Annotated in this window: 14 protein-coding genes; 6 read left to right on the top strand and 8 right to left on the bottom strand. The window is 38.1% G+C overall.

From position 1 onward, the window contains the following. Positions 1-7 precede the first annotated feature (7 nt). The 5 genes from tssE to FTU12_RS09145 form a co-directional block, all read right to left on the bottom strand. Positions 8-484, bottom strand: coding sequence for a type VI secretion system baseplate subunit TssE (tssE, locus tag FTU12_RS09125; RefSeq protein ID WP_078190770.1), 477 nt, complete (start codon positions 482-484; stop codon positions 8-10). 70 nt (positions 485-554) lie between these two features. Continuing rightward, on the bottom strand, positions 555-1,058 hold the full coding sequence (locus FTU12_RS09130) for a type VI secretion system tube protein Hcp (RefSeq protein WP_078190771.1): 504 nt from the start codon (positions 1,056-1,058) through the stop codon (positions 555-557). 48 nt (positions 1,059-1,106) lie between these two features. Continuing rightward, positions 1,107-2,591: a type VI secretion system contractile sheath large subunit gene (gene tssC / locus FTU12_RS09135; RefSeq protein WP_168379480.1), complete on the bottom strand. Its 1,485-nt coding sequence runs from the start codon at positions 2,589-2,591 to the stop codon at positions 1,107-1,109. Then, entirely contained in the window at positions 2,584-3,087 is a 504-nt protein-coding gene (gene tssB, locus FTU12_RS09140; protein ID WP_078193364.1) for a type VI secretion system contractile sheath small subunit, read from the bottom strand. Before tssB ends, tssC begins: the two co-directional genes overlap by 8 nt. A gap of 15 nt (positions 3,088-3,102) precedes the next feature. Continuing rightward, positions 3,103-3,798 carry a hypothetical protein gene (locus tag FTU12_RS09145; RefSeq protein ID WP_180114217.1) on the bottom strand — a complete coding sequence of 232 codons (696 nt, stop codon included), beginning with the start codon at positions 3,796-3,798 and terminating at the stop codon, positions 3,103-3,105. Positions 3,799-4,171: 373 nt separating this feature from the next. Here FTU12_RS09145 and tssH point away from each other — a divergent pair, with 373 nt between their 5' ends. The 6 genes from tssH to FTU12_RS09175 are packed head-to-tail and all read left to right on the top strand — an operon-like array spanning position 4,172 to position 11,814. Beyond that, complete coding sequence (gene tssH / locus FTU12_RS09150; RefSeq protein WP_180114218.1) at positions 4,172-6,844, top strand: type VI secretion system ATPase TssH; 2,673 nt, start codon at positions 4,172-4,174, stop codon at positions 6,842-6,844. Between the two features lie 19 nt (positions 6,845-6,863). After that, the gene (gene tssA, locus FTU12_RS09155; protein ID WP_180114219.1) at positions 6,864-7,994 is read left to right on the top strand and encodes a type VI secretion system protein TssA; all 1,131 of its coding nucleotides are present in this window, start codon (positions 6,864-6,866) and stop codon (positions 7,992-7,994) included. A gap of 5 nt (positions 7,995-7,999) precedes the next feature. Further along, the gene (gene tssK / locus FTU12_RS09160) at positions 8,000-9,364 is read left to right on the top strand and encodes a type VI secretion system baseplate subunit TssK (protein WP_078193368.1); all 1,365 of its coding nucleotides are present in this window, start codon (positions 8,000-8,002) and stop codon (positions 9,362-9,364) included. A 9-nt stretch (positions 9,365-9,373) separates the two neighbouring features. After that, positions 9,374-10,177 (top strand): type IVB secretion system protein IcmH/DotU, encoded by an 804-nt coding sequence (gene icmH, locus FTU12_RS09165; RefSeq protein ID WP_111885479.1) that lies wholly within the window; start codon positions 9,374-9,376, stop codon positions 10,175-10,177. Between the two features lie 12 nt (positions 10,178-10,189). Continuing rightward, positions 10,190-10,861 (top strand): hypothetical protein, encoded by a 672-nt coding sequence (locus FTU12_RS09170; protein WP_180059879.1) that lies wholly within the window; start codon positions 10,190-10,192, stop codon positions 10,859-10,861. Next, positions 10,858-11,814, top strand: coding sequence for a M15 family metallopeptidase (locus FTU12_RS09175; RefSeq protein ID WP_180059881.1), 957 nt, complete (start codon positions 10,858-10,860; stop codon positions 11,812-11,814). The genes FTU12_RS09170 and FTU12_RS09175 overlap by 4 nt, the downstream gene beginning before the upstream one ends. A gap of 43 nt (positions 11,815-11,857) precedes the next feature. Here FTU12_RS09175 and FTU12_RS09180 read toward each other — a convergent pair whose 3' ends face one another. The 3 genes from FTU12_RS09180 to FTU12_RS09190 all read right to left on the bottom strand — a co-directional run bounded on the left by FTU12_RS09180 (position 11,858) and on the right by FTU12_RS09190 (position 14,099). Next, on the bottom strand, positions 11,858-12,619 hold the full coding sequence (locus tag FTU12_RS09180; RefSeq protein ID WP_180114220.1) for an alpha/beta fold hydrolase: 762 nt from the start codon (positions 12,617-12,619) through the stop codon (positions 11,858-11,860). Positions 12,620-12,795: 176 nt separating this feature from the next. Then, positions 12,796-13,680, bottom strand: coding sequence for an MBL fold metallo-hydrolase (locus FTU12_RS09185; protein ID WP_180059885.1), 885 nt, complete (start codon positions 13,678-13,680; stop codon positions 12,796-12,798). Beyond that, positions 13,680-14,099 carry a DUF6691 family protein gene (locus tag FTU12_RS09190; protein WP_180008166.1) on the bottom strand — a complete coding sequence of 140 codons (420 nt, stop codon included), beginning with the start codon at positions 14,097-14,099 and terminating at the stop codon, positions 13,680-13,682. The genes FTU12_RS09185 and FTU12_RS09190 overlap by 1 nt, the downstream gene beginning before the upstream one ends.

A 14,099-nucleotide genomic window follows, 5' to 3' on the forward strand; every position in this document is an offset into this window, starting at 1 on the left:
CACTTCATTAAGCTCTTGGAGAAATAACATATTGTTGTGTTGTTGGTTTTAATAAGGCATCAAAGATAACTGGTTCGTATAAAGGATGAATATTTAAATATGCCTGAATACTTAAACATAATGCCCCCATATTATGGCCATCCATGAGCATTTCGACTCGAATCTGCTTTAAACGCGGTTCATGTGCAGCAATCGATTGTTCAATTGACTGACAAATTTTGTCACGATCCGATGGATTTGCAGTTGATAAGCCAACAAAATCGATAATGCCAAATTGCAAAATAGATTTTTTTGCTAATGGAAAGTCATCAATCAGTTCATCTAACTTTGCCACACGACTATTGAGGAGATCCTCTAAATCGGAAGCAACAGATTCACGAAGTTCTTGCAAAGACAGACCTTGAGTCTGCTGAGCATCTGCTGGTAATAAGCGGTCAAATAAAGTCGTTCTAAAACCATAAGGATATAGCTGATCGAGATTCATATCTTCTTATAAATATTTAAAAAAATGAAAATAGAGGCTACCCAAGTAAGCCTCTATCTGAATCCATCTATTACGCTGCGTATGAAGCAGTGTTGTTAGATAATGACCACTTCTTAGTAACAGCACCTTTCGCAGTACCGTTAATATCTTGTTGGTTATATGTCCACTCTACTGCAGCATATTTCAAACCAAATGATTCGTGTGGAACACCTTCATCATTTACAGTTGGTGTCACGCTAGAAACCAACACATGTTTCAGTTTGATTTGAAGATATTTAATGCGTTTATCGCCATTCGCACGGTAGAAATCAATTTGAACTTCATCAAATGTATAACCTGCTGAACATGCTTCCCAAAGTTTAGGGCTTGTCGCGTCTAAATCTTTAACAAACACCATATCAGAATGTTCTACACGTTCTGCAGTGTGACCACCCACGCTTGAAGAAGTCGCAGATTTAGGTTGACGGATGTTATGCGTCCAAGAGTTAACTTCTAACCAACTCTTGTGCTCTGCATCACGCGATTCGCCGTCTACTTTGTACTTACCACGGAATTGAATGTATATATCTTTCATTGTTCTGAATACCTATTTATTTAAAGTTATTATAGTGTTGACCCAAAATTAATTTGAGGACTGAGGTAACTCGGTCACAAGTCGTAATGAAACAGACAACTCATCCAACTGGAAATGTGGTCTTAAGAAAACCACAGATTTGTAGTGACCAGGCAAAGCTGGATTTTCTACAACTTTTACAGAAGCTTCACGCAATGGATACTGAGCTTTAGCTTCTTGAGATGCACCATCATCGAGTAATACATATTGCGATAACCATTCATTTAAGAAGGTCTCAACATTACCAGCTGATGCAAAACTTCCCACTTTGTCACGCATCATTGCTTTTAAATAATGTGCAATACGTGAAACTGCCATGATGTATTGGATCTGGCTAGACAATGCAGAGTTGGCATTTGCTGTATCGCTGTCATATTTTTTAGGTTTTTGCGTCGATTGCGCACCGAAAAATGCTGCATAATCAGTATTTTTGCAATGAACTAACGGAATAAAACCAAGATCACTCAGCTCTTTTTCACGACGGTCGGTAATGGCAATTTCAGTTGGGCATTTAAAGACCACTTCACCATCATTGGTTTTGAACGTATGGACAGGCAAGCCTTCAACTAAACCACCACCTTCTACACCACGAATCGCAGCACACCAGCCATGCATATCAAAAGCATTGGTTAAACGTGTACCAAAAGCATAAGCCGCGTTCATCCATAAATATTCATTGTGGTTTTCGCCGGAAACTTCTTCAACGAAGTTAAAGCCTTCAGTGGCAATGCCTTCTTTTGGATCATATGGCAAACGACCCAATACACGTGGCATTGTCAACGCAACATAACGTGCATCGTCACTTTCACGGAATGAACGCCATTGTACATATTCTGCTGTTTCAAAGATTTTAGATACATCACGCGGACGATCAATATCAGTAAAAGACTCTAGTCCCAACATATTCGGGCTAGCAGCCGAAATAAACGGTGCATGTGCAGCCGCAGCGACATGTGAAATTTGCTCAAGCAAATACATATCAGATGGAGTACGGTCAAACTCAAAGTCACCAATCAATGTTGCATAAGGCGCACCACCGAATGATCCATATTCTTCTTCATAGATTTTTTTGAACAACGTGCTTTGGTCAAAATCGGTCGCACCTTGGAAATCTTTAATCAATTCTTTTTTCGTCGTATTTAACATACGAATTTTTGTTAAAGAATTTGAAGGTGTTTCTTGGCAGAAATAATACAAACCACGCCATGTCGATTCAATTTTTTGAAATTCAGCATGGTGCATGATTTTACTTAACTGAGATGAAATCAACGCATCAATTTCAGCAATACGCTTATCAATTGATAAAGTCATATTGTCCGAAACGGTGATGGTACCTGCCATCACTTCTTTAGCAAGTTCACCAATCAAACTTTTTGCACGATCATGTTCTTGATCTGTACGCGCGATACGACTTTGTTCGACAATTGAATCTAAAAGTGAATATTCTTCGGTTGCTTCAAGGTTTGCAGCAGTTGCAGTATTAAAATTACTCATTTTCTGCCTCCACGCTCAACTTACGAATTTGATCAGTGTTATGTAACACTTCATCCAGTAAATCTTCTAAGCGTTCATTATTTGAAATTTTATTACGCAAGTCAGACAGACGCTCACGTGCAGCAACTAACTTTTGTAATGGATCAACCTGTTGTACAACTTGCTCTGGAGTGAAATCGGCCATGCTCTTAAATGTAAGATCTACCGACATTTTTCCACCGTCTTCAGTCAAGGTATTCTCAACTTGAAAATTAGCACGTGGCGCTAAAGACTCCATTACCTCATCAATATTATCTAAATCAACATTAATGAATTTCTTGTCTTTTAATTTAGTTTTCTCTACTTCAGATGCCGCAGAGAAATCACCTAACACCCCAACAACGAATGGTAACTCTTTAATTTCTTTACCGTCGCCAACTTCAACATCGTAAGTCAATTGAACACGAGGAGGACGAATTCGTTGAAGTTTTTTCTGTACACTTTCACGTTTTGCCATGAGTGCTTTTCCTTGTTATTTATTCTTCAATGTATCGAAAGGTGAACCACTAGTAGCAGGTTTTTTCGCTGTAGTCTGCGGTTTTGCTGGCGTGGTGGTTTTCTTTTTGCTTGCAGCTGTAGTCGTTTGTTTAGGCTTGGTAGACGCTGTATTGGTTCGTTTTTTAGCTGGTGTTGTCTGTTTAGATTTCACATTGCTCGAAGATTCAGTGCTTTTTTCACGAGCATCTGCTGCAGTAGACTTAGATTTATCAATCGTCGGCTGAATATAACGAATATTATCCGACAACACTTTGGCAGGAGAATAGGTCTGTTCATCTAGAGTACGATTTTCATTACTGCGCATATGATTCAGCGCATTATATGAAATAGCGATACCTGCTAAAAAAGTGACATCAGTAAGTTCAGGCGACTGATAGTTCTTTTCTCGCAGCAGATTGACCGCTTGCAATGCTTTTAAATTGTAACCATTAGCTTGATATTTTTTGGCAATATCTACAAAAATTTCATTTTTTAAGTTCTCATTTTTCTTATTTTTTTTGTCACATAACTGATTATAAAAACCAATAATCTCTGGATCTGTATCACCTACTGCCAGTGGATAATCCTTTAAACAGGATTTTTTCACAGATGCCGCTTTATCTTTTGCAAAAACGGTTTGTGTTAAACTGGCTGCTAAAATTATAGGTAATAAAACACTAAATTTATTCAAAATTGCCTCTGTATTTCTACGTGCTAAAACTTAATTTATGTGGAGAAATCACCACTTATTTTCCCGTGGGTTTTCTCTTCATTTATCAAAATTAAAAATATGCTGCAGATTTAACAAAAAATAAGCACATAGAGTCAATACAAAAATGTGCCAAATACTCCAAAGTTTGTAGACTATTTGTTTTTTTTTGTTTCATTTTATAAAAAAATCTTTTTCCTTTTTTTATTTAGTCTGTATTATATCGCCTAAAGCAAGACACTAATAATACATAAGGTGTTGATTTTAAAGTTTTTATTTTTATAGCAAGAAAAAAGAGATCACAGTCAAACTTGTAAAATTTCGTACTGTGGATTCTAAATTTGATGAGTTATTTATGAATAATTTAAAAGTTTTAATTACTAAACTTTCACCTCACGCCCGCATTTCACTCGAAAAGTCAGCCAATACATGTATTTCACAGCAAAATTATGAAATCGAAATTGAACATTTTTTACTCGAACTATTAACCTATAACAATAAAAATGACCTTCAAATACTCTTAGAAAAATACAAAGTTTCTGCAGATGGTTTGGCAGATGACCTCAAAGAAAATATTGCTCAACTTCCAAAAGGAAATACGCGAACCCCTATTTTTGCCCAATCCATCGTGCGCTTACTTGAACAAGCTTGGTTATTAGCATCTGCTGAACAAGATCCACAAATTCGTAGTGGTCATTTACTTGTTGCGCTCCTTACCGCGCCAGATTTATACCAAATTGCAGCAAGAGCTTCTTCTCTTTTCGATTTATTACCTATCGATACGATTAAACATAAATTTTTAGATCTTTGCCTAAAGAGCATTGAAAATGAAGATTTAGCAACTGCATCACCAGATGAAAAATCAGCAGCACAAACGAATGCAACTACGCCAGTTAAAACACCTGCTCTAGACCAATACACCATTAATCTTACTGAAAAAGCTAAAAATGGTGACATTGATCCTGTGATTGGTCGTGAGTTTGAAATCCGCTTAATGCTCGATATTTTGATGCGTCGTCGTCAAAACAATCCGATTTTAACGGGTGAGCCTGGTGTTGGTAAAACGGCCGTTGTTGAAGGTCTGGCATTAAAAATCGCAACCAACCAAGTTCCAGATGCTTTAAAAAACGTCAGCATTCATACTTTAGATATGGGCTTACTACAAGCGGGTGCCAGTGTTAAAGGTGAATTCGAAAATCGCTTAAAACAAGTCATTCATGAAGTTCAAGCCTCTGCACATCCAATCATTTTATTTATTGATGAAGCACACACGTTGATTGGTGCGGGTGGTCAAGCAGGTCAAAATGATGCAGCAAACCTGTTAAAACCGGCGCTTGCACGTGGTGAGTTAAGAACCATTGCCGCAACCACATGGGCTGAATATAAGCAGTATTTTGAAAAAGATGCCGCATTAAGCCGACGCTTCCAAGTAATTCAGGTTGAAGAACCGACTGAAGAAGTCGCAATCGATATGCTGCGTGCCATGATTCCCGTGATGGCAAAACATTTCAATTTACAAATTGATGATGAGGCTATTGTTACAGCAGTCCATGCATCACACCGTTATATCACTGGCCGTCAATTGCCTGATAAAGCGATTAGTGTCTTAGATACGGCTTCTGCGCGTGTTGCGTTAACTCAAAATGCACAACCTGTAAAATTGGATCAACTTCAAGCTCAATTACATAATTTGAAACTTGAATTGGCGATTCTTGAAAATGAACATAAGAATATTCCGATTCACCACGAACGCATTGAAAATGTAAAAACACAAATATCTACACTGAAACAAGATATTCAGTCAACAGAAACGCAGTGGAAAAAAGAACTCGAGTTTGTTCAACAAATTAAAACGCTTGAACAAGAGTCCGAGCAAAAACCAGAAAATATTGAAACTTTAAGCAATATTCGTAACCAACTGGCAACTTTACAAGGTCAAACGCCGCTGGTTTTTGAACGTGTAAATGCTCAAATTATTAATGAAATCATTTCAGACTGGACCGGTATCCCAGTTGGTAAAATGGTGAATGATGAAATTCAGCAAATCTTGAAGCTTGAAGCACAGTTAGAACAACGTGTGATGGGGCAAGATTATGCACTGCAACAACTGGTACAAGGCATTAAAACCTCTAAGGCAAAATTGGAAGATCCAAATAAACCTCAAGGCGTTTTCATGCTGGTTGGCCCAAGTGGTGTGGGTAAAACCGAAACAGCACTTGCGTTAGCAAACGAGTTATATGGTGGTGAGTCTCATTTAATCACCATTAACATGTCTGAGTATCAAGAAGCACATACCGTCTCGTCTTTAAAAGGTGCTCCTCCGGGCTATGTCGGTTATGGCCAAGGTGGCGTACTGACAGAAGCAGTTCGCCGAAATCCATATAGTGTGGTTTTACTCGATGAGATTGAAAAAGCACACAGCGATGTTCAAGAGCTATTCTACCAAGTATTCGATAAAGGTACTTTGGAAGATGGCGAAGGTCGTGTTATTGACTTTAAAAATACTACGATCTTATTGACTTCAAATGCAGGCTCAAGTGCCATTATGCAGGCCTGTTTAAATCAGCCAGTAGAAGAATGGCCGTCAGCAGAAGAACTTTTAGATGTATTAAAACCAGCTTTATATAAACAATTTAAGCCGGCATTTTTAGGCCGTATGCGTATCGTGCCGTATTTCCCATTGCACGATGATCTGCTCGTACGCATTATTCAGCATAAATTAGGCAAAATCACCGCGCGTATTGAAAAACAATATGGTACGCAAACACGTTATACCGATGATTTAGTCGAATTATTATTAAGTCGCTGTACTGAGGTCGATAGTGGTGCGCGTAATGTCGATAACATTTTAAATGCGACGGTCTTGCCTGCTTTAGCCACTGAATTACTCATGGCAATGAGCGAGCAAAAGATTCCATCAGTCATTGAAATCGATGTTAAAGACGATGAAATTATTTATGTTTTAGATCCTAAAAGTAAACCTGCGAAAAAACGCAGCAGCAAAAAGACTAAAACCTTAGAAGCATAAGCTAGGAACGATGTAGAATATGAGTTTAGAGCTCGACGCTTTATTGCAACCGATTACGGATGATTTACCTTGCGGTAGTGATTTTTCATTTTCCAATGATTTTCATGCAATTAAAAAAGCTAAAACACAAGATGACCCACTCTTGGATCAAGGCGACTGGATCGCAGAACCGAAACAAGCAGATTGGGGCTTTGTGCACCAAAAATCGTCAGATCTACTTCGCGAACAAACTAAAGATATTCGCTTATATGGTTGGTTGCTTGAAGCGTGGACTCACATTCATGGTTTTGAAGGGATTGCCAAAGGGATTGAACTTACACAAAAAAGTTTGCAAGACTTTTGGCTGCAGCTTCATCCTGAAATTGAAGATGATGACCTTGATCAACGTCTAGGTTTATTACAAGGGATAATTAATCAAATCCCAACATTAATTAAATCAGTTTCAATCGTTCATGGCGCGGCAGCTTATTCCCTATCCGACTATGATCGACTACTTCATGTTCAAAACCAAAGACGTAAATCCAACCATGAAGATGATGATCTAGAAGAGTCTTTTAATGGTATGGAACAGTTTGAACATGCCTTGTTCAATACGTCAAAATCAATTCAATACCAGTATTACCAACAGTTTTTAGATATTTTAAACCATTGGGAAAACTTAAAAACGACTCTTGATGATTTGATGGGTTTAGATGCGCCAAGCTTTGCTGGCATTGACTCTCAAATCGATATGATTCACTTGAGCTTGAAAAAAATCTATAAAGCAGATGCTTTTATCAATTCATCGAGCGCTGAACAGGTTCAATCAAATTCTCCAATTGAAAGCCAAACACTTTCCACTGTAACTTCCGTGCAGAATGATATGCAAATAATACAACAACAGCATACACAGCAATTTAAACCTCAAGTGCAAAATCATCTTGAAAACCGTGAACAAGCCATGAAAGTCTTGCAAGATATTGCGGACTATTTCCAAGTGAATGAGCCGCATAGCCCTGTCAGTTATATGCTGCAAAAAACCATTAAATGGTCACAAATGCCACTGCATGAATGGTTAACTCATGTGATTAAGGATGAAAACCCTCTTGAAGCTGTACAAGAAATGTTAGGTGTTCAGCAACAAAGTAATGAATCGAATAGCGACTGGTAAAAACAATGTTTAAAGCAGAAAAAATTTTATGGGGTGAAGGATTATTTTTACGCCCACAACACTTTCAATTACAAGATGCTTATCATGAACAGCGTTTAAACCATACGGTTCGCGCAACGATACCGTTCGCTTATGGTATTCAAAGTTTAATTTTTGATGAATCGCAACTCAGTACCAACACATTAGCTTTGAATAAAGTTGAAATGATTTGGCAAGATGGCGAGATTTATCAAGCACCTGCACAAGACTTATTACCTGAGCCTGTACTACTTGATTCATTAAATTTACGCGGTGAAATGCAAATTTATTTAGCATTACCAATCGTTCAACCGAATAAACGAAACGTCAATTTTGAAGAAAATACCCAATCGAGTCGCTATCATTCACATTTGACTGAAACTCATGATTTGTTTACAGATGCAACGGCTGCTGAAATTACCTTATTACGCCGCCGTGCAGAGTTCAAAATCTTTGAATTAGGCCAAGAACCACAGCACAATCTTGATGGTTTTCTTTATATGCCAATAGGCCGAATCAAGCGCCAAAGTTCTGGTAATTTTGTTTTAGATTATCAATTTATCCCACCAATATTACATATTAGTTCATGTGATTCGCTAATTACTGGGCTTAAACGAACGCTCAATATCATCAAAGCTAAAATTAAAACCATTCAATCGAATAATCGTGAAAACGAACAAAAGTTAATTGAATTCCGTTCAGGCGATATTGTGTCGTTTTGGTTGGTTAATGCGCTAAATACTGCACATGCGACCCTAAACCATTTGTTGCAATATCCACTGATTCATCCGGAACGTTTATATTTTGAATTATTACGTCTGACAGGTTCGTTACTGACCTTCTCAACTGCTTACGAAGTAGATCAACTCCCACAGTATCAACATCATAATTTGCAAGAAAGTTTTGCTCAATTAGATGTGATTTTACGTGAGTTGCTCGATACGATTATTTCAAATCGATATATCAGTATTAACTTGAAAGAAACCCGTCAATCCTACTGGGTGGGCAGTCTTGAAAGTGACAAAATTACTCGCGATTCGCGCCTGTATTTAGCTGTTTCAAGTAGTGTGATGCCTACACATGACATTATTTCTTATGTACCGCTGCGCTTTAAAGTCGGCAATACCGTTGATGTTGAACAGCGTGTCATGGCGGCATTACCTGCTGTTCCATTGCAACATATGATGCAAGTGCCAACAGCAATTCCAGTTCGTTCAGGTGTGAGTTATTTTGAAGTTGAGCCAAATAATGATTTGTATCAGCGTATGCTTGATTCTGAATCGATCTGCGTTTACATACCAGCTGGTTTCCAAGATATCTCGATTGAACTTATTGCAGTGATGAATGGTTAAGGAGCAATCATGAATATTTCAAATAATGCCCCTTCACTTTTTGACGACGGTCAAATTGGATTAGGCTCTTCAAAACCAAGTGCTGAACCGAAAATCAACAGTTCAACTAATTTAGTTGATCTACTGCATGATGGTTTTTACATTGTTTTCTTACTCAAAAATCAATATGTTCCATCAAGCCCTGAAAGTTTCAGGACAAAAATTATGGATCTATTAAACCGATTTGAAAGCCAAGCTCGTAAGCTTCAATTCAGCAATGAAGATATCACGGACGCAAAATATGCTTATTGCGCTTTACTGGATGAAACCATTGTCACCCAACAAGATGCTCGCTTTTTTGATTTACAAAACAATTGGATGATGAATCCACTGCAATTAAGTCTTTTTGGTTCTCAGCTAGCTGGTTATCGTTTTTTTGAAAATTTAGAGCAAATTCGTTCTAAAAATAAAGATCGATTAGCTGCACTTGAAGTTTATCATTACTGCATGCTCCTTGGTTTTCATGGTAAATACCGCCTTGAATCGATTGAAATGCTCAATTCACTCGTTGCACGTGTCGGCGATGAAATTGATTATATGAAAGGTAAAAAGGCGTTTTCGCCTTTCGCGGCATTACCGGATCAAATTAAAAACATTATTCACCGTGAATTACCATTTTTTTGGATCATTATCTTTTGGGCTTTGTTTGCTGTATTAGCATTTGGTGGACTGAGATATATGTTATCTAGCCAAAATAATCAGGCGTTATCACAATATCAAAACGTCATAACTGCCCCATCGGAACAGGCTTATATCACCATTCATTTACCATAAGACTTAGACACCATGGCAAACGAAAAATCGAATAACGTTAGAATTTTACAGTCGACTCAAAAAAATAATTTACCGCCTTTAGCTCATGCTGCTATCGGCTTTCTTGTTGGTGCAGCGGTGATTATTGTTGTTGGCCTGGGATATTTTTATCTAAGTTCTGACGATCAGCCTGCAAATGCAGAAATGACAACTTCTGCCCCAACTGAAGATAAAGCTGAAACTGAGGCATCCGCTGTACCCCGTCAAAACGAAAATGAGCAAGCTTCAGCTGAAAAAGCACCGCAAACCGTTCATGCAACTGAAGAAAAAGATCAGGATAGTGGTTTATATTCGAATGATTTAGCTACTGCTTTCAATCATGGCAATACGACTAAGGTAACTCAGCCTGTTCAAGCTGTAGCGAATAACCGTTCACCTTTTGAAATTACCCAACCACAGCGTCCCGTTGTAGCTGCTACAACAACAGTTAAACAACATATTCCAGCTACATTAGCAAAACCAAAAGCTGCACCAACAACAGCCAAGGTGACCAAGCCTACAGAGCCATCTACAAAAGCAGCAAAAGAAGATGAGCACTTTGAAGAGCCGATGGGCGGAACGCAAATTTCTGAAACAAAACGTCCGAAAGTGGTTGCTGCAACAAACACGGCGAATGCGACTGTGAGCGCTACAGTTTCCCCATGATCATCTTTTTGGTTAGTTGTTTCTTTGTCTTAGCACTGGTGACAGTGCTTTGTTTTTCTTATGAACTCAGAATTAAAGTTCAGGATTTTTTCTTTCAAATCATTCCACAAAGTAAAAAAAGAATTCAGCACGCCAAAAATTTTGCTTATGAACTGAACTATGCAGCAGCACCACAACAGATTCAATCACACTGGCATTTACAACAATGGTGGATTTTATTTGCAGGCTTTTTACTGTTTGCCAGTATTTTATTATTTGCTTTTACTCGCCCGATTACTGCAAGTAAAGTAGAAGCTGATTATTTACGTAAAGTCGATCCACAAATTTACGCTATGCTCGATGGACAGGTTTTAGATGCACCTCCTGAAGTTGAAGAATATCTTGTTCAAGAGGCAATCGCAGAAGAAGCAGCAATGGTTGAGCAGCCATCTGTTATGGCCTTAAGTTTCAATCCAGAAGTTCAAGATATCCATACGCATTCATACTCTACGGATATACCTTCAGCAGATCGTAAATGGCATAAAATGAACCCACGTTATAAGCAGCGTTTATTGATGGTGTTTAAAATTATGCGTGAACAACATGGCTATGAAATGGTTTTACTCGAAGGTTATCGTAGTCCAGAACGTCAAAATAATTTAGCCACCAATAAAAATACCACTCGTGCCCGTGGCTTCCAAAGTTATCATCAGTTTGGTTTAGCAGCTGATGTTGCATTTAAACGCAATGGCAAAGTGGTCATTACTGAACGAGACCCTTGGGCTATGCGTGGTTATCAACTTTATGGTCAAGCCGCTGAGTCTGTTGGTTTAACATGGGGCGGACGCTGGAAATCTATTCAAGATTATGGTCATACAGAATATCGAATGCCAGGGCTGAAAAAAACAGCAGAGATGGCTGCATTACTCACGTCTGAAGGTCAACTTCAAGCCAATAATATTTCGATTGAATAATTTCGATGTTGTGCCTTCAGAATATCAGTGAAGGCACACTGTATTATTCTAGATAATTTTGTATTTCTTCTACAACTTTAGCTGTTTTTTCAGCATGTAACCAATGGCCTGCGCCTTCTACCTCAACAATTTTCGCTTGTGGAAATTGGTGTTCTATAGCCTTAGTATGTTCCGCTTTTGAAATATAAGGTGACTCTCCACCTTTGAGGAACAATACAGGCAGTTGCCAAATATTTCCGACATTTTCCCAACCAATAATTTGGTCATACTGTTGATACAACGCATCTACATTAAACAACCATTGTCCTTTACTAAACGACTTGAGTAGAAACTGTATCACCATATCGAAATGAATATACTCACGCATAATTTCAACCGCTTCTTGTCTAGATTGAATTTGCGCATTATTTACGGCGATCAATGCTTTAAAAATTTCATCATGATGACGTTCTTGATATGCAAAGGGCGCGATATCCAATACAACAAGTTGCTCTACCCGCTCTGAGATTAAAGCCAATTGCATTGCGACCTTGCCTCCCATGGAATGGCCAATCACTGAAAACTTATCGATGCCAATCGCATCTAATGTTTCGAGTACATCGTTTGCCATCTCACGATAATCCATTTCTGTACTTTGAGGTGATTTACAATGATTTCGTAAATCAAGCTGAATGACAGAATGTGAATTTTGAAAAGCTCTGGCAAGCATCCCTAAGTTACTGAGGCTGCCAAATAAACCGTGAATAAAGACTAGCGGGTGCGTTTCGCCCTCTAATTTTTGATGATATTCGTAATTTAGGATCATTTTTGAATACTTTGCTATGTTGATATTATGATGCCTAGTTGACGGAATGAAATCAAATGACAGTTAAAAACTATTAGTCTTACTTAGGCTATTTGTATGTGGTATATGATTTAACTTGCTTAGGCTATTTCATAAATGAAATAGCCAACCGCAATCAACCTAAAAGATCTTTGTCTTTAATTTGCAGATTTAAAGTGATTAAAAGGAATTTTTAAATAGCGAATACCATTCCCTTCTGGTTTTGGAAATTTACCTGCATCCATATTGATTTGTATTGCAGGTAAAATCAGTTTTGGCATAGCCAATTTTGCGTCACGCTGAGTTCGCATTGTGACAAAATCTTCTTTTTTCGTACCAACGTGAATATGAATATTCTGCTCCTTTTGTGCATGTACACTGCTTTCACAGCAGTATTCTGACCGATTTTCTGGTAAATAGTCATGGCATAAAAACAAGCGCATTTCAGGTGCTAACTGATAAATCTTTTGTACTGAATCGAATAATACTGCTGCACTGCCCTTGGGAAAATCACAGCGTGCTGTGCCATAATCAGGCATAAATAAGGTATCACCGACAAACACAGCATCATCACCAACCACATAGCTCAGACAAGCAGGTGTGTGTCCAGGCGTTGGAATGTTATACGCATTTAACTCGCCGATTTTAAATGCTTCATGATCTGCAAATAAATAATCAAAAGACTGATGTGAATTAAAATATTTCACATCAAAATTATAAATGGCGCTGAATGTTTCCTGCACAATCTTGATGTTATGGCTCATCGCAATTTTGCCACCAAGAACCTGTTTTAAATATTGTGATGCCGTTAAGTGATCTGCGTGCACATGCGTTTCTAAAATCCATTCTACGCTTAGGCTATTTTCTTGAATATAGCGAACAATCAAATCTGCATGCTTCGTTTGAGTAGTTGCAGAAGCAGCATCATAATCCAATACACTGTCTATAATCGCACATCGTTTTGTTTGTAGATCAGATACCACATAACTGAATGTATTGGTATTTTCATCAAAAAAAGGTTGTACCTGTGCACGCTTTGACATTAATTTGCTCCCGCAAATTTTCGATGTAGATAGACGCCTGCAAACATCGCCACAACAAAATAAATTGCTTGATAGTAGCCAAGTCCAATCAAAGTAAAGGCTGGCGCTGGACAGATTCCTGCAATTCCCCAACCTATTCCAAAGATAACACTCCCCATGATGAGTTTTGCATCAATTTGATTATTACTCGGTAATTCAATCGCCGTCCCATCAAAGGTTGTCGGTTTTGATTGACGAACGGCCATTTGAAATGGAATAAATGCAACTGCAATGGCTCCCATCATCACAAAAGCTAAACTCGCATCCCACTGCCCTGTTATATCAAGGAAACTTAAGACCTTTTCTGGATTAGACATGCCAGAAATCATTAAACCTAATGAGAAAATTCCACCAAAAATAAAAGCCAATATATTTTTCAT

The organism is Acinetobacter sp. YH12063, from assembly GCF_013419715.1.
GTDB lineage: Bacteria > Pseudomonadota > Gammaproteobacteria > Pseudomonadales > Moraxellaceae > Acinetobacter > Acinetobacter amyesii.

Excerpts from the sequence above, each read along its gene's own strand:
- tssE (WP_078190770.1), bottom strand. The coding sequence starts at position 484 with ATGAATCTCGATCAGCTATATCCTTATGGTTTTAGAACGACTTTATTT.
- FTU12_RS09130 (WP_078190771.1), bottom strand. The coding sequence starts at position 1,058 with ATGAAAGATATATACATTCAATTCCGTGGTAAGTACAAAGTAGACGGC.
- tssC (WP_168379480.1), bottom strand. The coding sequence starts at position 2,591 with ATGAGTAATTTTAATACTGCAACTGCTGCAAACCTTGAAGCAACCGAA.
- tssB (WP_078193364.1), bottom strand. The coding sequence starts at position 3,087 with ATGGCAAAACGTGAAAGTGTACAGAAAAAACTTCAACGAATTCGTCCT.
- tssH (WP_180114218.1), top strand. The coding sequence starts at position 4,172 with ATGAATAATTTAAAAGTTTTAATTACTAAACTTTCACCTCACGCCCGC.
- tssA (WP_180114219.1), top strand. The coding sequence starts at position 6,864 with ATGAGTTTAGAGCTCGACGCTTTATTGCAACCGATTACGGATGATTTA.
- tssK (WP_078193368.1), top strand. The coding sequence starts at position 8,000 with ATGTTTAAAGCAGAAAAAATTTTATGGGGTGAAGGATTATTTTTACGC.
- icmH (WP_111885479.1), top strand. The coding sequence starts at position 9,374 with ATGAATATTTCAAATAATGCCCCTTCACTTTTTGACGACGGTCAAATT.
- FTU12_RS09170 (WP_180059879.1), top strand. The coding sequence starts at position 10,190 with ATGGCAAACGAAAAATCGAATAACGTTAGAATTTTACAGTCGACTCAA.
- FTU12_RS09175 (WP_180059881.1), top strand. The coding sequence starts at position 10,858 with ATGATCATCTTTTTGGTTAGTTGTTTCTTTGTCTTAGCACTGGTGACA.
- FTU12_RS09180 (WP_180114220.1), bottom strand. The coding sequence starts at position 12,619 with ATGATCCTAAATTACGAATATCATCAAAAATTAGAGGGCGAAACGCAC.
- FTU12_RS09185 (WP_180059885.1), bottom strand. The coding sequence starts at position 13,680 with ATGTCAAAGCGTGCACAGGTACAACCTTTTTTTGATGAAAATACCAAT.
- FTU12_RS09190 (WP_180008166.1), bottom strand. The coding sequence starts at position 14,099 with ATGAAAAATATATTGGCTTTTATTTTTGGTGGAATTTTCTCATTAGGT.